The organism is Bradyrhizobium sp. AUGA SZCCT0160, assembly GCF_018130105.1.
In the GTDB taxonomy this organism is placed as follows: Bacteria; Pseudomonadota; Alphaproteobacteria; order Rhizobiales; family Xanthobacteraceae; genus Bradyrhizobium.
This window is the reverse complement of record NZ_JAFCMD010000013.1, coordinates 208019-229371: the sequence shown is the minus strand read 5'-3', so window position 1 is coordinate 229371 and position 21353 is coordinate 208019. Positions and strand designations below refer to the sequence as shown.

At 59.5% G+C, this 21353-nt stretch carries 14 protein-coding genes and 1 tRNA gene; 13 read left to right on the top strand and 2 right to left on the bottom strand.

Translation table 11 applies throughout. From position 1 onward, the window contains the following. Window positions 1-594: 594 nt before the first annotated feature. The 3 genes from JQ558_RS21780 (at window position 595) to JQ558_RS21770 (ending at window position 4604) form a co-directional block, all read left to right on the top strand. Window positions 595-2088, top strand: a complete 1494-nt coding sequence (locus tag JQ558_RS21780) for an MFS transporter (RefSeq protein ID WP_212294998.1) — start codon at window positions 595-597, stop codon at window positions 2086-2088. 6 nt (window positions 2089-2094) lie between these two features. Continuing rightward, complete coding sequence (otsB, locus tag JQ558_RS21775; protein ID WP_212294996.1) at window positions 2095-2931, top strand: trehalose-phosphatase; 837 nt, start codon at window positions 2095-2097, stop codon at window positions 2929-2931. A 209-nt stretch (window positions 2932-3140) separates the two neighbouring features. Continuing rightward, window positions 3141-4604: a trehalose-6-phosphate synthase gene (locus JQ558_RS21770; protein ID WP_212294994.1), complete on the top strand. Its 1464-nt coding sequence runs from the start codon at window positions 3141-3143 to the stop codon at window positions 4602-4604. A 67-nt stretch (window positions 4605-4671) separates the two neighbouring features. On the opposite strand, the gene JQ558_RS21765 is transcribed toward JQ558_RS21770, so the two are convergent. Then, a complete protein-coding gene (locus JQ558_RS21765) occupies window positions 4672-4944 on the bottom strand; it encodes a hypothetical protein (protein ID WP_249142579.1) in 273 nt (90 codons plus the stop codon). 266 nt (window positions 4945-5210) lie between these two features. Between JQ558_RS21765 and JQ558_RS21760 the strand changes: the two genes are divergently transcribed. The 7 genes from JQ558_RS21760 to JQ558_RS21730 all read left to right on the top strand — a co-directional run bounded on the left by JQ558_RS21760 (window position 5211) and on the right by JQ558_RS21730 (window position 15519). Continuing rightward, a tRNA-Ser gene (locus tag JQ558_RS21760) sits at window positions 5211-5300 on the top strand. Between the two features lie 571 nt (window positions 5301-5871). Beyond that, window positions 5872-6117 (top strand): hypothetical protein, encoded by a 246-nt coding sequence (locus JQ558_RS21755; RefSeq protein ID WP_212294990.1) that lies wholly within the window; start codon window positions 5872-5874, stop codon window positions 6115-6117. A gap of 16 nt (window positions 6118-6133) precedes the next feature. Further along, window positions 6134-7891, top strand: coding sequence for an N-6 DNA methylase (locus JQ558_RS21750; protein ID WP_212294989.1), 1758 nt, complete (start codon window positions 6134-6136; stop codon window positions 7889-7891). 13 nt (window positions 7892-7904) lie between these two features. Further along, window positions 7905-9446, top strand: a complete 1542-nt coding sequence (locus JQ558_RS21745) for a class I SAM-dependent DNA methyltransferase (protein WP_212294987.1) — start codon at window positions 7905-7907, stop codon at window positions 9444-9446. Then, on the top strand, window positions 9443-10027 hold the full coding sequence (locus JQ558_RS21740) for a restriction endonuclease subunit S (protein ID WP_212294985.1): 585 nt from the start codon (window positions 9443-9445) through the stop codon (window positions 10025-10027). Before JQ558_RS21745 ends, JQ558_RS21740 begins: the two co-directional genes overlap by 4 nt. A gap of 3 nt (window positions 10028-10030) precedes the next feature. Then, the gene (locus tag JQ558_RS21735; RefSeq protein WP_212294983.1) at window positions 10031-12130 is read left to right on the top strand and encodes a DUF262 domain-containing protein; all 2100 of its coding nucleotides are present in this window, start codon (window positions 10031-10033) and stop codon (window positions 12128-12130) included. Continuing rightward, the gene (locus tag JQ558_RS21730) at window positions 12127-15519 is read left to right on the top strand and encodes a DEAD/DEAH box helicase family protein (protein WP_212294981.1); all 3393 of its coding nucleotides are present in this window, start codon (window positions 12127-12129) and stop codon (window positions 15517-15519) included. The genes JQ558_RS21735 and JQ558_RS21730 overlap by 4 nt, the downstream gene beginning before the upstream one ends. Before the next feature lie 10 nt (window positions 15520-15529). Here JQ558_RS21730 and JQ558_RS21725 read toward each other — a convergent pair whose 3' ends face one another. Then, window positions 15530-16408 (bottom strand): WYL domain-containing protein, encoded by an 879-nt coding sequence (locus tag JQ558_RS21725; RefSeq protein WP_212294979.1) that lies wholly within the window; start codon window positions 16406-16408, stop codon window positions 15530-15532. 142 nt (window positions 16409-16550) lie between these two features. Here JQ558_RS21725 and JQ558_RS21720 point away from each other — a divergent pair, with 142 nt between their 5' ends. The 3 genes from JQ558_RS21720 to JQ558_RS21710 are packed head-to-tail and all read left to right on the top strand — an operon-like array spanning window position 16551 to window position 21224. After that, on the top strand, window positions 16551-17681 hold the full coding sequence (locus JQ558_RS21720; protein ID WP_212294977.1) for an MBL fold metallo-hydrolase: 1131 nt from the start codon (window positions 16551-16553) through the stop codon (window positions 17679-17681). Next, window positions 17681-19951 (top strand): ThiF family adenylyltransferase, encoded by a 2271-nt coding sequence (locus JQ558_RS21715; protein ID WP_212294975.1) that lies wholly within the window; start codon window positions 17681-17683, stop codon window positions 19949-19951. The genes JQ558_RS21720 and JQ558_RS21715 overlap by 1 nt, the downstream gene beginning before the upstream one ends. A gap of 10 nt (window positions 19952-19961) precedes the next feature. Then, window positions 19962-21224, top strand: a complete 1263-nt coding sequence (locus JQ558_RS21710; RefSeq protein WP_212294973.1) for a patatin-like phospholipase family protein — start codon at window positions 19962-19964, stop codon at window positions 21222-21224. Window positions 21225-21353 lie beyond the last annotated feature (129 nt).

Sequence of the window (21353 nt, the reverse complement as noted above, 5' to 3'; positions counted from 1 at the left end):
CGGCAGTGACGGAGTCAACCAAGAACTCGTCTCCGGGGAGATCACGGCATAAGCCGTAAAGCCATTGCGCAGGGAAGGCCGGGTGTTCACCGCTGCCCTGTATGCTCGTGTGCATTTTGTTTTGTGCAAACCGCACGCGAGACCGCGGGTGCAGCGCGCACCCGGTCTTCCCTGCGCCCTCATATTTCGAGGGCAAGGATTTCTGGCAAAGCTCGGGCGCAATGCGTCGCGAGATCGCGAAACTGCGTTTGGATGAAGGTGCAACCCACAAACACCGCCGTGGTCCCGGCCTTGAGCTCAGATGCGCAATTGCACATCTGAGCTCAAGGCCGGGACGACAAATGGTGGTGGCTGCCCGCGCATGACGACGACAGGATCGAGTGGAGGCGCACTATCCTCCGTCCGACCCGTTGGCTCGCAATGACGCGAAGGAAACGCGGTGCCCAAATCCGCACGGTTCCTATGCCGCAATGCGGGAACCATGACACCGCGCGGACGTTGTGGTCCCATGGCGGACATCATGTCTGCCTTAATTCGGGCCAAAGAAGCTTGGGGCTGGGGCGTTCCGGGTGTTTTTTCATTGGTTCAATTCCCATGGGTGTGCAGCTGACAGGGAAACGTTCGGCAGCGAATGATTCCGCCTCCGCAGCCGTGCGGCAGGACAATGATCGCGTCATCGAAACTTCGATTCCGGCGCGGCTCGATGATTTGCGCTGGAGCGGATTTCATACCCGCGTCGTGCTGGCGCTCGGGATCACCTGGATTCTGGATGGGCTGGAAGTCACGCTCGCCGGCGCCTTGTCCGGTGCGTTGAAGGAAAGCCCGACGCTTCGGTTCTCGAATTTCGATGTCGGACTGGCCAATAGCGCCTATCTCGCCGGCGCCGTACTCGGTGCGCTTGGCTTCGGCTGGCTGACTGACCGGATCGGCCGCAAGAAACTGTTCTTCATCACGCTCGCGGTCTATCTCACGGCGACCGCGGCAACCGCGTTCTCATGGAGCGTGGGAAGTTATGCGCTCTTTAGATTCCTGACCGGTGCGGGTATCGGCGGCGAATACACCGCGATCAACTCGACGATCCAGGAACTGGTGCCGGCGCGCTATCGCGGCTGGACCGATCTCGTCATCAACGGCAGCTTCTGGCTCGGGGCGGCGCTCGGCGCGGTCTGCGCGATCGTGCTGCTCGATCCGGCGTGGTTCGGGCCTGATATGGGTTGGCGGCTCGCCTATATGACCGGCGCTGTCCTTGGCCTCGTCGTGTTCGTGATGCGGATGTGGATTCCGGAAAGCCCGCGCTGGCTGATGATCCATGGCCGTCCCGATGAGGCACACGCGATCGTGGACGCAATCGAGAAGTCGGCGGGGCACGTGCGGGATGAGACGAAGGGCGTCCTGCCGAAGGTCAGATTGCGGATGCGCAGCCACACGCCGCTGCGCGAAGTCGCGCACACGCTGCTGACGGTCTATCGCCAGCGTTCGCTGGTTGGCCTGGTGCTGATGGCGGCGCAGGCGTTCTTCTACAACGCGATCTTCTTCACCTTCGCGCTGATCCTGACCGATTTCTTCAACATCCCGGCCAATCACGTCGGCTGGTACATTCTCCCGTTCGCGGCGGGTAATTTTCTCGGCCCGCTGCTGCTGGGCCGGCTGTTCGACACGGTGGGCCGCCGCAAGATGATCACGCTGACCTATGGCGTGTCGGGCGTACTGCTGGCGCTGTCGGGCTATCTGTTCTCGATCGGAGCCCTGACCGCGCAGACGCAGACGATCGCCTGGATGGTGATCTTCTTCTTTGCCTCGCCCGCGGCGAGTGCGGCGTATCTCACCGTCAGCGAGACGTTCCCGCTGGAGGTGCGCGCGCTGGCGATCGCGCTGTTTTATGCGATCGGCACCGGAATTGGCGGCGTAATTGGGCCCGCTTTGTTTGGTGTGTTGATCGATACGGGGTCGCGCACGAGTGTTTTCGCCGGCTACCTGTTGGGGTCGGCGCTGATGATCGTGGCGGCAGCCGTGGCGTGGCGCTACGCCGTCGCCGCCGAGCGCAAGTCGCTCGAAACTGTCGCACGACCGCTAGCCTTTGTGGAGTAAGATGAGATGAACGAGGATCTGTTGGAAATGCCATTGGAAGATGAGATCGTTGGCGAGGAGGAAGGTGCGCCGGAAACCGTTCCGGTGCCGCGCTCGCTGGTGCCGCATTTGAGCGAAACCGCTATCCTGCTCGACGTCGACGGCACGCTGCTCGAGTTGATGCCGACGCCGCGCGAGGTCTGGGTCCCGCCGGGGCTGTCGAAGACGCTTAACCGGCTGCTGGCCCGCACCAACGGCGCGCTGGCACTCGTCAGCGGCCGCTCGCTCAACGATATCGACCTGATCTTCGCGCCGGAGCAATTCCCGGCCGTCGGCGGCCATGGCGCGGAAATGCGCATCGATCCCGACAACGAATCGGTCGACGCCCATGCGCCGCCGTTGGACAGGGAATTGAAGCGCCGGCTTGCGGCGATTGCCAAGCTCAGCCCGGGAATTCTTCTCGAGGACAAGGGCTATTCACTGGCGCTGCATTATCGCCTGGCGCCGCATGCGGAGAAGGCGATCTATGCCGCGGTGTCGCTGATCAGGGCCGATTTGCCGAACGCGCCGATCGAAGTGCTGCCGGGCAAATGCGTCTGCGAGATCAAGCATTCCGGTTTCACCAAGGCGACCGGCGTGCGCGAGCTGATGACGCGCGAGCCGTTCAAGGGCCGACGTCCGCTCTTCATCGGCGATGACGTCACCGACGAAACCGTGTTTGGCATTATGCCTGATTACGATGGTCTCGCATTCTCGGTCGGCCGCCGCGCGAAAGGCGTGCAGGGACATTTCGATTCGCCGAGTGATGTGAGGGAGTTTCTTGCGCATCTGCTCGATGACGAAAGAGACGCGGCGCGGCCATGATCGGCGCACGATTTTTACAAATCGCGCCGGTTTTAGAACACAGTTCCCTGACGCATCACCACCATCTCGCGGAAAATTTTCTTTTTCGTGAGTTCAGGTGAGTTCCGTCCGAGCCAGCCCGAATTTGGTTTCAATTCGTTGAAACGTTGGCCAGGAACCATATTGATGAATGGTTGTTAATTCGCGGGTGCAGCAACAGGAGGGGACCTGTGAACCTCGTCGTCGTCTCGAACCGCGTTGCGCGCGGAAAACCCAATGAACCCATGACCGGAGGCCTCGCGGCGGCTTTATTGCCCGTTGTCGAGAAATCCGGGGCGATTTGGGTAGGTTCCAGCGGTCGCGTCCGTGACGGGAACCAGAAGGAACCTTTCGCCGAAATTGAAGCATTGGGCGCGGGCGCGCTTGCCATGCTCGATCTGCCGGCGGCGCATTACGGGGGCTATTACGAAGGCTTTGCGAATTCGGCGCTGTGGCCGGCGCTGCATTCCCGCGCCGATCTGATTCGCGCCTCCCAGGAGGATTACGTCAGCTATCGCGAAGTGAACGCCTTCATGGCGCGCGCGTTGCTGCGCTTCAAAAAGCCGGACTCCGCGTTCTGGGTTCAGGACTATCATTTTCTCGCGCTCGGCGCCGAGCTGCGCGATCTCGGCGTGACACAGCCGATCGGTTTCTTCCTGCACACACCGTGGCCGACGCGCTCGGTGATATCAGGCGTGCCGCATCATCGCGATCTGATCGAGGCGATGCTGGCCTATGATCTCATCGGCTTCCAGACCGAGGAGGATTGCGAGAATTTCCTGGCTTACGCGCAGTCAGATCTCGGGCTCGCCGTGCGTGACGGCGTTGTCGTCTCGCGCTATGGCCGGACGCGCGCCGCGGTATTTCCGATCGGCATCGATCCGCAGAAATTCGCCCAGCAGGCCGCCAAGGCGATGACGCATCCCGACGTGTCGCGGCTGCGGCGCAGCCTGAATGGCGAGAAGCTCGCGATCGGCGTCGACCGGCTGGATTATTCCAAGGGGCTGATCAACCGCATCAAGGCGTTCGACCGGATGTGGACGCTGCATCCTCAGCTGTTGCGCACCGTTTCGCTGCTGCAGATCGCCACCCCGTCGCGCGGCGCGATCGAAGCCTATGGCAATCTGCAGAGCGATGTCGCCAAGCTCGTCAGCGACGTCAACGGTGTCCACGGCGAAGTCGACTGGACGCCGATCCGCTATCTCAACAAGGGCTTCGGCCAGGCTGTGCTCGCGGGGCTTTACCGCACCGCGCAGGTCGGCGTGGTGACGCCGCTGCAGGACGGCATGAATCTGGTCGCCAAGGAATATGTCGCCGCCCAGAATCCCGCCGACCCCGGCGTGCTGGTGCTATCGAAATTCGCCGGCGCCGCCAACCAACTCGACACCGCCTTGCTGGTGAACCCGCACGATATCGACGGCATGGCCCGCACTATCTCAACGGCGCTCTCGATGCCGGTGACCGAGCGGCGGATGCGCTGGGAGGCGATGATGGAGAAGCTGCGCGGCGGCACGATCCAGCAATGGTTTGCCGATTTCATCGACGCGCTGCAGGAAAGCCAGCTCGATAGAGGCCCTTTGGGACCCGTCTTGGCTGATGCGCCGACCCGCTGGCCGCTACGCTCCATCAACAATGGCGCGCGGTATCATCATTAAAGCGTTTTCAAGCGAAGTGGCCGCCGGTTCGCGTCAAGAAAACGCGTCAAAAATCCAAAGCCTGCTCTCAGTAGCAATAGGAAACGCCATCCAGCACCGGGCAGCGTGCCCGGCGCGGATCGCTCGGATTCTCCATCGGCGCCACGCCGTTGCCCTTGCCGACGAACACGCCTTTTCCGACGATGACGGACGATTTGTTACCGATGATGACACTCGGATGCGGCGAGGCCAGGTTCGATCGCGTGCCGTCGGCCCAGATGATCGCTTCCCCCGAAAGGATGCCGCGCCTTCCGTCGTCGCAACTCACATCGACGCCCTGACGGGTGCAGGATTGCGCCATGGCGGGGGCCGCGGCGCCTGTAACCAGCGCCGCTGTCAGGGTGGCGAATGAAAGTGCCCGCGCGATCATCATGCCATTCTCCGCCCATGGTTGCCCCATGGTCGTCGGCGATAACCTGATTCCGGTTCAAGGCCCAGCGCCACGCGGTTGCCCCGGCCGACATCAGGGACAAATTATCCAATAAATTCAGACAATTGGGGAAATTTCAGCGCGCGTGTCCGCGGTCCCTTGCAAAATGTGTCCTGCCCCTTCAAGAGAGGGCCTCCGGAGAGATGGCCGAGTGGCTTAAGGCGCACGCTTGGAAAGCGTGTGTGCGGGAAACCGTACCGTGGGTTCGAATCCCACTCTCTCCGCCATACAGGCCAAAAAGTTCTTATTGATCAGTACGCAATTCGCTTCGCTGTTTGGTGGCCCATATTGCGGCCCATACTTCTGATTGCAGCAGAAACGAACATTTGACCTTATGAAAGAAGATCTGCATTCAGCACTGAAAAAATAACAATTGCTCAACGACAGGTGTGTCTTCCAAACCCCACCAACCCCGGGATCTCCTCCCTCTCCGCCCGCAGCGCAAGAAAAGGACCGCTCGTGTTGAACAACTCAAGCGCCCGCCGATGCCTTGTATCGCTCACCATTTTAAATCAATGACTTAGCGGAAGCTTACGGAAAGAAACGGCCGTTCGGGGCCCGTTTTTGCCACAAGCGAGGCGCTCCCCCGAGAACTGCAGAAATCCGCCATTGTCCGCTTCGACCCTTCTGGCCTGAGGCAGGTTTTGTCGCAAATTGGATGGGCTTCGGTAGCAAGAACCCCATTGCTTTGGAATCGGTGCTTTCGAGAAAGTAAAAATTTCAAAATGGCATAATAATCAATGATTGACTTTTAAGTTTGCGGCGGCTAACTATGTCTCGTGATGATTGGAGGGCAGGATGAGACACAGCAAGCACTTCAGCTCGAGGATGAACCAGCGCGGCATTGAAAAGGCGATGGTGGACCTTGTCCTCACGCAAGGACGCTGCGAGCTAGACAAATATATTCTCGACCGGCGCGAGGTTGACCGGCGCCTAGATGAAATCAACCGCGAGCGAGGCTTGCTTCTCAAGGTGCGTGACAAGGGCGGCGTGGTCGTCGTGGCGGACAACGGTACCCTCATCACTGCATACAACCGAATTTGAGAGCGAGCATCGGACAATGAACACCTTGACCAAATTCGACCTTGCCTCCTCTCTCCGCAATAGCCGACTCGGACCGGATCGGACCGCCGGGACGGTGCTTTCCCTAATGCTACTCTGGTCGCAAACCCCAGCATCCAAGCTAAAGGGATTGCCTTCATTCAGGGATGCGTCAGCCGAGTTCATACTCAAAGACCCGTCGAGGGTAGCGCGGACATTGGCTCCCGAACTAAGCGACTCGATCGTAAGCAATTTAGCAGACCATCATTCAAGCGAACTTGAGAGCTTGCGCCGCGCTGTTATGAACGGGCTCGACGCGCATTCTCCCGTAGGAGAGATTGCTGACGCGATCCTTGAACTTTGCGCGCCGTATGCAAGCGTGGCCAGTGAAACTTCCGCTATTTTGATCGCGGTCCTTGATGCCAAGAAAGGATCAAGGGTCAGGTGCGCATTCTCCTACGCAATGCGCACCGCATGGGCCTTGGCGAATGATGTGACCGTTGATCTTGACATCGAGAATGCAGACCTTGCGCCTCTGATTTCGATCCTTGCCGCAGCCTGTGACCGCTCCATCAAGGTTCAAGTGAACACGATCGACTCCGTCGCTCAAGCGACCGACGCCCATGACGCGGCAGAACATGCACTGATCTTTCCGCCAATCGGTATGCGCCTAAGGGTGGATCGCCCATCACTATCGCGTTCAGGCGCCGCCATCGGAGATCAAATCAGCAGCGAATCCCTCGGTGCCCTTTGGGGAGCCCACGCCGGGAAAGGTAGAAATATCGTTGTTGTAGGCAATGGTTTGCTGTTTCGAACATCGAGCAAGGATGCCGCGTTCAAGCAAGACCTGTTTCATGATCACGGGCTGGAAGCGGTCATATCGCTGCCGCGCGGAACGTTTTCGGGCACCGCTATCGCAATGTCGGCATTAGTCTTCTCTGGCGACGGACGGCTTAAAGGTCGCCAGCGCCGCATACGGTTCATCGATGGTAGCGACTCTGCTCTCGACGCTTCCGCGCTCCCCGAACTCCTTGATGGCAAAGAGCGCCAGCACCCCCTATGTGCCGACGCTTCCCTAGAACAGATTTCCGAGACCGGGTTCAATCTGTCCGTAGATCGCTATGTACTCGATGCGGAAACGCGGCGTACCCGTGAGATGCTGAACCGGCAGAAAACGGTAAGGCTTTTCGATCTCGCCGATATACGAAGACCGCAGGCTCTTCCGCGCGAATCTGGAAAGGAATCGACGTTCGAGGTTCGGGAGGCTCTTCTGGCCGACATCGACAATGGTCGCCTTTCCCTGCCCACCAAACTGAGCGAGTTGCCCAGGTCCGCATCCACAAAGATCGAGAGTGCGGTGCTTAGGCCGGGCGACATATTGCTCTCAATCAAGGGCACGATTGGCAAGGCTGCGCTGGTGACTGACAGCGCCATCGCCGAAAGCGATACTGTGCCAATTGTGCCGGGACAATCCTTCGTCATCGTCCGTCTTCGCAAAGGCGGCGCAATCACCGATCCCCGAGCACTGGTGAGTTATCTCCGCTCCCCCCTCGCACAGTCGCTCCTCCACGGCATGGCCGGCGGCACGACGATTCCCAACGTGGCTATGGGAGAGCTGAAGGATATGCCGGTGCCCATTCCAAACGAGCAAGCGCAAGCAACACTTCTCAAAAAGTTTGACGAATACAGTCAAATACTGAGAGATATTGATGTGCTGCGAAGCAGGATGAAAATCACAGAAGACGAAATGTTTAACATAACGCTGAACAGCAAGTAAAAGGGGCGCAGCAGTGCTTACAGGTGAAATTCGCAATCAAGTCGATCAAATCTGGAACGCCTTCTGGTCAGGAGGCGTATCCAACCCGCTGTCCGTGATCGAGCAGATCACTTATCTGCTGTTCATCAAGCGGCTCGACGACCTTCATACACTCGAAGAAAGCAAAGCCCAAACGCTCGGCATTCCGATGGAGCGTCGGATATTCCCGGAAGGGAATGACGAAAAGGGGCGGCCGTATGCCGACATGCGCTGGTCGCGGTTCAAGAATTTCGAGTCGCGCGAGATGATGACGGTCGTCGATGAACACGTCTTCCCGTTCCTCCGCACCCTGGGTGAGGAGGGATCGAGCTATGGCCGTCATATGCGTGATGCCAGGCTCGGGTTCAGCAATGCCGCATTGCTCGCGAAGGCCGTCGAGATGCTCGACAAGATTCCGATGGAGGACCGGGATACTAAGGGCGATGTCTATGAGTACATGCTCGGCAAGATCGCGAGCGCCGGACAGAACGGTCAGTTTCGCACACCACGCCATATCATCCAGCTGATGGTGGAATTGGTTCAGCCGACGCCCGATGATGTGATCTGTGATCCGGCTGCCGGGACCTGCGGGTTTCTTGTCGCTGCCGGCGAGCACTTGCGCGACCACCACGCCGCGCTCTTCCGCAATGAGAAGAAGCGTAAGCATTTCCACGAACGCATGTTCCACGGATACGACTTCGATCCGACCATGCTGCGCATTGGCGCGATGAACATGACGTTGCATGGCGTGGAGAATGCCGATGTGACTTACCGCGACAGCCTGGCGCAGGATCACACCGCCGATGCAGGCACTTATTCGTTGGTCCTCGCAAATCCACCCTTCGCCGGATCGCTCGACTACGAGGCAACAGCCAAAGACCTTCAGCAAATTGTCAAAACCAAAAAGACCGAGCTGCTATTTCTGGCCCTTTTTCTGCGCCTCCTAAAAACCGGTGGCAGAGCTGCGGTGATCGTTCCGGATGGAGTTTCATCTGGCCTTTCGAAAGCTCACCAAGAGATGCGCAGGATGCTTGTGGAGGAGCACAGGCTGGAGGCTGTGATCAAAATGTCATCCGGAGTTTTCCGCCCTTATTCGAATGTCTCGACCGCAATCCTAATTTTTACCAAAACTGGCGTCGGTGGCACCGACAACGTCTGGTTTTATGACATGGAAGCGGACGGATTCTCACTTGACGATAAGCGGACGCCATTGCTCCAGGCTGAAAAGCTCGGGGTTCGTCCGAACTCCGAACTCTCCGAAAGCGACCATGAGCGGAACAACCTGCCCGACATTCTCAGGCGTTGGGGCGAGCGTTTGGGCAAGGAATTAGAGCGCCCTCGCTCCGCTCAGAGCTTTTGTGTTTCCAAAAAGGCAATCGCCCAGACTGAAATCTACGACCTATCTTTTAATCGCTATGTAGAAGTGCCGATGCTCGAAAGACTCCCCGGCGATCCAGCAAAAATGCTTTCAGACTTTAAGTGCATCAATGAGGAAATCCAAGTGTGCCTTAGTTCGTTGCAGGAGTTAGCCAAGTGAAGCTGGCCTCACTAGGAACCATTACCACAATCAACCCACCCGGACCTCAGAAGGGACGGCTAGCCGTTGATGATCTTGTTGATTTTATCCCGATGGCGTCAGTCAAAGAAGATGGCTCTATGGAGGTCTTGGAGCAAAGAAAATACGGCGAGGTGTCCAGTGGGTTTACTCCGTTCATGCGCAACGACATTCTAGTGGCGAAAATCACACCGTGTTTTGAAAACAATAAAATCGCGCTAGCAAGCGTAAGTACTGACTATGCGTTTGGATCGACCGAGTTTCATGTAGTGCGCTGCAACAGCAAGATGTTGAATCCTAAATATTTGGTGCACATCCTCAGGCACGATTATGTAAGGATACTAGGAGAGAGAAAAATGACCGGGAGTGGTGGGCAGCGACGGGTCCCTCAATACTTCCTGGACGAGTTGCAATTACCGCTACCAGACCTTGTAGAGCAAGAGAGGATTTCGTCTCTACTTGAAAAGGCAGATGAACTGCGCCTTCGGCTTCTCAATGGGGCTGCGCGCACCAATGAATTATTGGCCTGTCTAAGAGATCGTGCTTTCAGAGGAGAGTTGTGACCGATGAAAGCGACCGAAGCGAATCTTCTGGCGTTCCTAAAGAAGTCTCCGCAGTTCGTGATTCCGATCTATCAGCGCACGTATTCCTGGACCGCGAAGGAATGCCGTCAGCTCTGGGACGACATCGTGCGCGCTGGGACAAATGATGCGATCCGGGTGCATTTTATAGGCTCGATTGTCTACATCGAGTCGGGCCTATCCCAGGTTTCCCATCAGGCCCCGTTGCTGGTCATAGACGGTCAGCAGCGTCTGACGACCGTGACGCTGCTTTTGGCCGCCTTGGCCAACGCGCTGGGGGATACGGAACCGGCGGACGGTTTCTCGTCGCGGAAGCTGCGCAACTACTATCTCGTCAACCCGGAAGAAACCGGGGAGCGGCACTACAAGCTGCTGCTTTCGCAGACTGACAAGTCTTCGCTGACGGCCCTCGTTGCGAGCAATGAGCAGCCCGCCGAGCAGTCCGTTCGCGTGACGCAGAATTTCGAGTTCTTCGAGGAACTGATTGCGGCGCGCAAGGTCGACCTTGAGTCTATCTGCAACGGCCTGGCGAAGTTGATGGTCGTCGACATCGCCTTGAGCCGCGATCATGACAACCCACAGCTCATCTTCGAGAGTATGAACTCGACCGGGCGCGAGTTGAGCCAGGCCGATCTCATTCGCAATTTCATCCTGATGGGCTTGGAGCCCGGCGTTCAGACCCGGCTGTACGAGCAATTCTGGCGGCCCATGGAAGTGGCGTTCGGGCAGGAAGCCTACAACACCCATTTCGATGCTTTCATGCGCCATTACCTAACGGTGAAGACCGGCGACATACCGCGCTTGGATGAAGTCTATGAGGCCTTCAAGGAACACGCGCGGTCGCCCGAAACGGCGGCGGCGGGCGTGGAAGCGTTGGTCAAGGATATTCGGGATTTTGCGCGGTACTTCTGTGCAATGGCCCTTGGGCAAGAGCCCGACAATGATCTGAAGCTCGCGTTCCATGACCTTCGCGAGCTGAAGGTCGATGTGGCTTACCCATTCCTTCTGGAGCTTTACCACGACTACGCGGGGGCGCTTCTGCCCAAATCAGATCTGGTGAATGCGGTGCGGCTCGTAGAAGCATACGTGTTCCGTCGCGCAATCTGCGCCATTCCGACGAACTCGATGAACAAGACTTTCGCCACATTCACGAAAGCGCTCAAGAAAGACCGATATCTGGAGAGCATCCAGGCTCATTTTCTTACCATTCCCTCGTATCGCCGCTTCCCAGGCGATGACGAGTTCCGGCGCGATCTGCAAACCCGTGACCTCTATCACTTCCGCAGCCGCAGCTACTGGCTTCGTCGCTTCGAGAATCACGGTCGCAAGGAGCGCGTCCCGGTCGATGAATACACTATCGAGCACATCATGCCTCAGAACGAGGTGCTTTCAGCCGATTGGAAGAAGGCGCTTGGTTCGGAGTGGGAGCGCGTTCACCAGACGTGGCTGCATACGCTCGGCAACCTTACGCTGACCGGGTACAATTCGGAATACAGCGATCGTCCATTCCTGGAGAAGCGGGACATGGAAGGCGGCTTCCGTGATAGTCCGCTGAAAGTCAATGCAGGGCTCGGAAAGCTGGAAAGTTGGAACGAGGACGCCATCAAGAAGCGTGCCGAGAAACTTGCAGCGCTTGCGCCTGACGTTTGGCCTGCCCCCGCTCTTTCCGCAGAAATCCTCGCGGCGTACCGGCCAAGTGTGGGGGCACCGACCAGTTACACCATCGAGGATCATCCGCATCTTCTCACTCCAGCGATGCGGGAGTTGTTTGAAGCCTTCCGCACGGAGGTGCTCGCCCTCGATCCATGCATCGGCGAAGAGTTTCTCAAACTTTATGTGGCCTACAAGGCGGAAACCAATTTCGTTGATGTCGTGCCGCAGGCGAAACAGCTTCGCTTGTCCCTCAACATGGAATTCCCGGAGATCAGCGATCCGCGAGGCTTGTGCAAAGACGTTGCCGGCCTCGGGCGATGGGGTAACGGCGATGTTGAGGTGCGCCTTAGCAGCTTGAAAGAGCTGCCCTACGTAATCGGACTGGTGCGCCAGTCGCTCGAACGCCAGCTCGGAAATGGGGGCGATGCATGAGCCAGTTTGGCTTCCTCCAGTCCGAGTATGCGCCAGTCTTCGATCACGCACGGAAGGCCGAAAGCGCAGCACTGTCCGATCCACGAGCGGCGTGTTTCTACGCGCGGCTCGCGTTGGAAACGGCCGTCAAATGGATGTATGAGCGCGACCGTGCGCTAAAGTTGCCATACGATACTACACTCTCTGCTCTGATTCACGAGCCGACCTTTCGCAATGTCGCCGGAAACGCGCTCGTCGCCAAAGCGCGGATCATCAAGGATCACGGAAACCGGGCGGTGCACGATACGAGGCCGGTGGCGCAGCAGACCGCTGTGACGACGCTGCGGGAGCTTTTTCATTTCAGCTACTGGCTGGTTCGTACCTATGCAAAGGGCACAAAGCCCGAGGCTGGGCTTCAGTTTTCGGCAGACGCTCTGCCCAAGACCACTCTGGTCGAGGCGACCACGCTTGCACGGCTGCAGACGCTCGCTCAGAATTTCGAACAGAAAGCAAAGGCGCAGGAACAGGCTGAGGCCGCGCGGCTTCAGACAGAGCAGGCGCGGGGCCAGCTCGAAGCCGAAATCAAAAAGCTTCAAGACGAGATTGCAGCCGTCAAGAAGGCAAACCAGGCAGCACCGGATACTCACAACTACAACGAAGAGCAGACGCGGGACGCCTTCATCGATCTGCTCCTACATGAGGTTGGGTGGCCGCTCGATCAACCGCGCGACCGGGAGTATCCCGCCAAGGGCATGCCGAACAATGCGGGAGAGGGCTTTGTTGATTACGTACTGTGGGGCGATGACGGCAAACCGCTGGCATTGGTCGAAGCTAAGCGCACCAAACGCGACGCCCGCGTGGGGCAGCAGCAGGCGAAGCTCTATGCCGATTGCCTTGAGAAGGAGTTCGGACGCAGGCCCGTCATTTTCTACAGCAACGGCTACGAGCACTGGATTTGGGACGATGCGGGGTATCCGCCCCGCGCGGTGCAGGGCTTCCTGAAGAAGGACGAGCTGATGCTTTTGCATCAGCGCCGGACAGGCCGGAAATCTCTCAGCGCTACGGATGTGGATTCAACAATTGTCGAGCGCTTCTATCAGACGCGCGCGATTCGACGCATCGGCGAGGCGTTTGAGCAGGACAATGAGCGGAGGGCGCTGCTCGTCATGGCGACTGGTTCGGGCAAAACCCGCACCGTCATCGCGCTTATTGATCAGCTGATGCGCGCGAACTGGGTCAAGCGCGCGCTGTTTCTTGCCGACCGCGTGGCGCTCGTTAATCAGGCGGTTGGTGCCTTCAAGGCGCACCTGCCCCATTCCGCTCCCGTCAATCTTGTTACCGATAAGCAGACGGAAGGGCGCGTTTACGTTTCGACTTATCCGACAATGGTCGGGCTAATCGACGATTTGCAAAACGGTGTGCGCCGTTTCGGGCCGGGCCATTTCGATCTGATCGTAATCGATGAAGCGCATCGTTCAGTCTATCGTAAGTATCGCGCGATCTTCGAGTATTTCGACAGTTTTCTTGTCGGACTGACCGCTACGCCCAAGGATGAGGTCGATCGCGATACCTATTCGCTTTTCAATCTGGAACGCGGCGTCCCTACGGATTCTTATGACCTGGAGGAGGCCGTTGCGGACGGATTCCTCGTGCCGCCGAAGGCGGTTTCGGTGCCGCTGAAGTTCCAACGGGAAGGCATCAACTACGACGACCTTTCGGATGAGGAGAAGGAAGCCTGGGACGCACTTGAATGGAGCGAGGACGGCCAGATACCCGACCGAGTCGATTCTTCCGCCATTAACAAATGGCTCTTCAACGCGGACACCGTAGACAAGGTGCTTGAGCATGTGATGACCCATGGGTTGAAAGTCGAAGAGGGCGACCGGCTCGGGAAGACGATCATCTTCGCGAAAAGCCATGATCATGCGGTGTTCATTGCCGAGCGCTTCGATGCGAATTATCCGCACCTCAAGGGGCATTTCGCGCGAGTCATCGACTTCAAGACCGAGTATGCGCAATCGCTCATAGATGACTTTTCGAATCCCGCGAAGGCCCCGCACATCGCCATATCCGTCGACATGCTCGACACCGGCATTGACGTGCCGGAGGTCGTCAATCTCGTATTCTTCAAGATCGTTCGGTCCAAGACGAAATTCTGGCAGATGATCGGGCGCGGCACACGCCTTTGTCCGAATCTGTTTGGTCCGGGACAGCACAAGGAACACTTCCTTGTATTCGATTTCTGCCAGAACTTCGAATTCTTCAATCAAAACCCGAAGCTGACAGAAGGTGCGGTCGGCGCGTCACTGAGCGAGAAGCTGTTCATTGCAAGAGTCGAACTCATCGGCGAAATCGATGAGAAGCCGCAGGACGAGGGAGGCGGGGCGCTCGTGGAGCTCCGGCAGTCGGTCGCCACACAGCTATTTGACGAAGTGTCGGCGATGAGTATCGACAACTTCATCGTCAGGCCCAAGCGGCGTTTCGTCGAAAAATTTCAGGCGAAGGAGGCTTGGGACAAGCTGAAGGCAGAAGATCGCCATGAGCTGGCGCACGAAGTTGCCGGGTTGCCGAGCGCTCTGGTCGATGACGACCTCGCGGCCAAGCAATTCGACTATCTGGTGCTTCTCTCGCAGCTCGCACTATTGCGGGCCGATCCCGCGTTCGTGAATTACCAAGCCCGGATCATGGGAATCGCAGGAGCGCTTGAAGAGCTGTCGAATGTACCGATGGTTGCAGCAGAAATGACGCTGATCCTGGAAGTCCAGACTGACGAGTATTGGCAGGACATCAATCTGCCGATTCTTGAAATATTGCGCCGACGCCTGCGCAAGCTGGTCAAGCTTATCGAGCCGGGTGAACGCAAAATCGTCTATACAGATTTTGAGGACGAAATCGGCTCATCCGTGGATGTCGTGCTGCCGAATATCGGCTCCGGCACGGACAAAGCACGGTTTCTTATGAAGGTCAGGCATTTCCTCGAACAGCACAAAAGCCATATCAGCATTCAAAAGCTGCGTCGCAATGAGCAGCTGACGCCACAAGACCTTGCCGAGCTTGAGCGCATGTTCTTGGAGGAGGCTGTCGGTGATCCCACCGATCTTGATCGCATCCGTCAGGAGGGCGGACTTGGTCTGTTCGTCCGGTCGCTTGTCGGGCTTGACCGTGAGGCGGCGAAGCAGGCTCTTGCGACATTTCTTGACGGCAGAACTCTTTCCGCCAATCAAATTGAATTTGTCAATCTGATCGTTGACTATCTAACGGATCGCGGGGTCATGGACCCACGCCGTCTCTATGAGAGCCCATTCACCGATCTTGATGATCAAGGCGCCAGCGGCGTGTTTCCAGCTGCCGATGTAAAAGTTCTGATTCACGTTTTGGATGACGTACGTAGGAAGACGGCAGCGGCATGATCGCCGGTTTTCATGCTTTCGCTTCGGCCAGGGCTTCAGTGAACGCATCATCGTTCGCGACGAGGATGGGAACTTCCTGCGGATCGTCAAATGCATCCGCAACGTCCAGACGTAGTCGCTTTTGGAAATAGTAAAGGTGAGCTTTGCGCACCGGAACGCAAACGCGGCAATCAATCATATTGTAGTCCTGAGCGATGACTTCTTGTTGCGTCTTGCTAAGCGCCGGATTGGGCTTGAGAATCACATCGAAGAAGTCGTTCCACAAAGTGTCATCGGCAGCATCAGCACCGGGAGCGCCATCGATGCCAGCGCCGAGGCAACGAGATAAAAGGAAATCCTTGAATTTTCTGTCGATATGACAGTGCGCGCGCACATGCCATCGCAGACCATCGTTGGCGAGGGCGTGAGGTGTGATCCATCGCCATTCCGGATTTGATCGTGCCGGGTTCATCGACTGATAATGGATTTCCAGTGACCGTTTACGCCGGATCGCAGCAACAATCGAACGCAGCACATTGGCATCGACGCGCCGATGGGGAACCGGCATCGCGTCGAACTCCGGCAGATGAGATAACCAGCTTTCCTCCGGCTGCACTATCCGATCGGCAATCGACCGAAGCTGGGCAAGATAGCGGTCGGCTTCCGGCTTCAGGAACACAGGCCTGAACTTCGGTGCCGCAAAGTACCGCTTTTCGCTTTTGTCGTAGAGCAGATTTCCAGGAGCCTTCTCCTCATACAGGCTGAGGTCCTTGGACGCCTGGGGTACCGAAACCCCAAACCTTTTCATTATGTCAGCACGATTGATGCCGCCCTCCCAAAGGAGGCGAAACTCAATGAATTCCAATCGCTTTTCGACGCCCCAGCGCAGATCGGCTGCTTCTTTGCCCATTTCGTCCCGGCTGTGGATGCGAATAGAAACTATATTGACCGCGTAACACGATCAGTATACTTTCTACACTAATCGACGGAGAATCGTCAACGGCGAATTTTAGCCACAACGGGCCCGCAGGCCCGAACAAGGAGTTATTTAAATGCTTGCGAAAGTTCACTTTTTCCCTCTCGGCAATGCCGACACGCTCCGCCTCGACCTCGCAGACGGGCGCAAGGTGCTGGTCGATTACGCGAACATGCGCTGCGCCGATGACGTCGACGACCTTCGCTGCGATCTCCCCGAGGAGTTGCGGCGCGATCTCGCAAAGGCGCGGCGCAATCACTTCGACGCCGTCTGCATCACCCATCTCGACGACGACCACTGCTGCGGCTTCGCCGAATTCTTCTGGCTTGAGCATGCCAAGGTCTACCAGGACGACGACCGCGTGCGGATCACCGAGCTTTGGGTGCCTGCCGCGGCAATCTGCGAGGAAGGGCTCGACGGCGACGCGCGGCTGGTGCGCGCGGAGGCCATTCACCGGCTGAAGCAAGGCAAGGGCGTCCTGGTGTTTTCCCGTCCCGAACGGCTCAAGGAGTGCTTCGAGAAACTCGGCATCGACTTCGAAAGCCGCAAGCATCTGATCGTCAACGCCGGCAAGCTCGTGCCGAGCTACACCAAGGAAGGCCCGGCACAGGCCGAATTCTTCGTCCACAGCCCGTTCGGCTGGCGGCAGGACGAGCAGACAGTGATCGATCGCAACCAGGATTCCATCGTCATGCAGGTGACATTCCGCGAGGGCGGCAACGACACCTACGCGATCCTCGGCTCGGATGTCGACTACGGGAGCATTTCGACGATCGTGCAGGTGACCCGCGGGAAGGGCAACGACGACCGGCTGCTCTGGGATTTGATGAAGCTCCCGCACCATTGCTCCTATCTCTCGCTCGGTCCCGGCCGCGGACCGGACGAAACGAAGGCCGTCCCCGAAGTGAAGTGGCTGTTCGAAACGCAGGGACGGAGCGGCGGCATCATCGTATCGCCGAGCTGGCCGATCCCGGCGACGGGATCGAAGGAAGATGATGACGTGCAGCCGCCTCACCGGCAGGCCGCCAATCACCATCGCCGCGTAACGAGCAACATCGGCGGCCAGTTCACGGTCACGATGGAGTATCCGTCGAAGGCAAGGCCCGCGCCGTTTGGCTACGAGATCACGGCCTTCGGGATCGCGATGATCATCGCGGCGCCGATGGTCAGCACCTACGCCGCAGCGAGCACGCCGCGGGCCGGATAATGACCATCGAAAACTGGCTGGCCACCTTCAGTGAGACCATTGACAGCTCGGGTTTCCGCATCGCGGAGGCCGGGGCGGTCGCAGAATTCATGCGCCGCTACGGGGCGCCGGTGGGCGTTTTTGTTGAAGGCCGCCGACGAAGGGATCAGGAGCTCGTTGTTCTCGATCTTTTGACGGGCGTGCCGCAGCGCCCCGTCTACCCGATCCGTTCCACCGAGCGCGTCGGCATCCTGTTCGCGCGCGCGAACGCGCAGCCTCTGGTCACGATGCTGCGCGATGACTTCCCCGATACGGAACACCAGCAGCTTGTGCCCGAGGGCTACCCGGTCACGATCTGCATCGACGACCGGCCGTGGGCCGAGGCGCGGCTGACGTGGACGCCGGCAGAACTGATCGAGCGCATCGTGTCGTGGTTTCGGCGGGCGGGGCGCGGCGAACTGCACGACGCCCGCCAGCCGCTCGACCCGGTGCTGATGGGCAGCCCTCTCAGTTTCTTCATTGCACGGTCGGTGCTGGACGCCGGTCCCGCGCAGGACCTTATCGCCGAGCATGATCCGGGCGACGGCGCGATCCTTCGCGTCCGAAAAGCGGACCCGGGCAAACTTCCGTCCACCGCCGAGCCGTTCTGCATCGTCACCTACAAGGTGCCGCCCGAGTACATGAAGCGCCTAAAGTTTGCGCCTCATAGTCTTGCCAGCCTTGCGGCGATGCTCGGCGAGCGCGGAATCAATCTATTCGATGATCTCAGGACGCGGCTTGGCTCCTGGATTGCCGAAGGACCTTCCGCAGCATGGCGTCTCCATGGCCGCTTTGCCGTGAGCGTGGAAATGCCGGTCGTCTCGCCGCGCGGCGTGCAGCAGGACGGGCTGGATCACCGCGCCTTCGTCACCGCGCGCAGCGCGGGCGACATCGCCGTGGCGCTTGGCTTCGCGCAGCCGTCGCAAGGACTCGGGGCTGTCGGCTACGTGAAGATGATCGGGGCGACGACCCCAGACGAAGCGGCTATCGCGGCCATCGAGGTACAGACTGCCGAAGTGCATCTCGCGTTCGAGGCTGACTTCGCGGCGCGGCTCACGGGCCGCAGCGCACCCGACGAGAGGAACGCGGTTCTGGCCGGCGCGGGCGCCATCGGCTCGCACGTTGCCGATGCGCTTGCGCGCGAAGGTCGGTGTCGCTGGACGGTGATCGATGACGACCGGCTCCTGCCGCACAATCTTGCGCGTCACATCGCGCGGGGAGACGCGGTGACCCGCCCCAAGGCGACAATCTTGGCCGATCACATCAACCTCACTCTTGCCGGGCCGCCGCGCGCGAGCGCGATCCCGGCCAATCTCTTCGCGGAAGGAGACGAGGGCGCTGCTATTGAAAGCGCGCTTCGCGGCGCGGACCTGATCATTGACGCGACGGCCTCCGTGGTCGCCGCGCGGCACATCTCGGACCATGCGACGCCGGGCCGGCGGGCGAGCGTGTTCTTCAATCCGGCAGGCGACGCGGCGGTGCTGCTCGCAGAACCTGCGGACCGCGCCCTTACCTTGCGCGACCTTGAAGCTCAATATCTCGGCCTTGTGCTGCGAACAGAGCGTCTTGCCGATCATCTCGGCAGGCAGGCTGAAACCATCGCCTACACCGGCGCGTGCCGCGCCATTACCAACCGGATTCCGCAGTCGCAGGCCGCAATCCTGAGCGGCCTGACAGCTTCCGGTCTGACCGCCGCCATCGACGGTCAATCGGCGGCGATCCGCGTCTGGACTCTCGCGCCCGACGGCGGGGTCAGGATAGAGACGATGACGCCCGAACCGGTCACGCGCTTCCGGGCGGGCGCATGGGAAATCGCCCTCGATGAGGGCCTTGTGCGGCGCGTCCGCGCCATGCGCGAGACCCGTGTTCCGTCCGAGACCGGCGGCGTTCTCTTCGGGCTCGTCGATATTCCCGCAAAGCGCATTCACCTGGTCGATGCCTCCGCTGCGCCGCCGGACAGCGACGAGCAGCCGGGCAGCTTCGTGCGTGGCGTCGGCGGCGTCGAGGAGCTTATGGACAGCGTGCGCAAGCGCACGGCTGGCCAGGTGCGCTATGTCGGCGAATGGCATTCGCATCCGCCGCGCTCATCGGCAAGGCCGAGCGCCGTCGACGGCCAGCAGATCGACTGGCTTGCCGCGCTGATGGGGATGGATTCCATGCCGGCGCTGATGATGATCGCCGCGGAGCGCGAACTGGCGGTGATCTTCGCCGACCAGCAGGCAGAACGGTTGCCGCAGCGGCGCGCGGCGTGAGGGGGCAGGGATGCAGATGACGGAACCGAAGATCGGCCTTGCCCTGTCCGGCGGCGGCGCGCGCGCCATGGCCTTTCATCTCGGGTGCCTGCGCGCCCTCAACGATCTCGGCATCCTTGAACGGGTGCAGATCCTATCGACCGTCTCGGGCGGCAGCGTCATCGGCGCGCTGTATGCGGCGAACGACGAGCCTTTCCCCGCTTTCGAGACGCGCGTGCGCGCGGCGCTTGCGCGCGGGCTCGCAGGCCCCGCACTCCGGACAGCATTCCTGACAGAGGAAGGTTTGAAGGCGCTTCTTTGCGGAATGTTTGTCGGAAGCGCGAACCTGCTTTTCATTGCGTTCACATGGCTGCTTTGGCTCGGCTCGCTTCTCTTGCCCGCCGGGATGCGGCCCCGCTGGCAGATGGAAACCTGGCACCTGCCGTTCCGCCGCTTTGCGAGCCGCACGACGATATTGCGCAAGGCGATGGACGACGAGCTGTTCAAAGGAAAACGCCTGCGCGACCTGCAAGGCCGCAGGCCGCTCCTGATCGCCAACGCAGCCGAGCTGCGCACGGGCTCGGCGTTTTACTTCACTCCCAACGAGTCAGGGTCTTGGCGGCTTGGCCGGCTGGCACGCCCGGATATCACGCTCGCGCATGCGGTGACCGCCTCGGCGGCCTATCCGATGTTCCTGCCGGCGCTCGATGAGGAGCTGCCCTTCGACAAGCGCGACGGCACAAGGCGCTCCGAGCGTGTCAATCTCACCGACGGCGGCGTCTACGATAATCTCGGGCTCGCGCCGCTCTGGCCGGACCGCGATCCGTCCATCAGCCTCAATGTGGAGCCGGTTGACACGATCATCTGTTGCCGGGCGGGATACGGGCTGCGCCACGACCCGCCGAGCCAGTTCATGATCGCGCGTCTGAAGAGCGCCATCGCCTGCATCCACGACCGGGCGCAGAACGCGGCGATGAAGCGGCTGTTCGAGCTGCGCGGCGCGGGCAAATTGCGCACCGTCATTCTCCCGTACCTCGGGCAGGATGACAACAGGCTCAAGCACCGACCGCCCGGCTTGGTCACGAGGGAGGAAGCCTACGCCTATCCCACGGACTTCTCGGCGATGAGCGAAGCGTGGATCGAGCGCCTCAGCAGGCGCGGGGAGCAACTGACCAAGGCGCTGATCGCGGAGCATGCCCCGGAGCTGGCGGCCCAGCCACCGTCCGGGCATTCTACGGAAGCAGATGAAGACAACGAATGGCGGCGGCATGCCTCAATCGCTGGATCACCTTAGACCCCGAAGCACACAACGCAACCTGAACTGGTCTGGCGGAAGCGCCGCTTCCGGCCGGCTCCGACTGATTTCATCGCGCGGCAAGCGGCAATGGGCCAAGATGCACGGGACGGAGTCACGCACCCCACG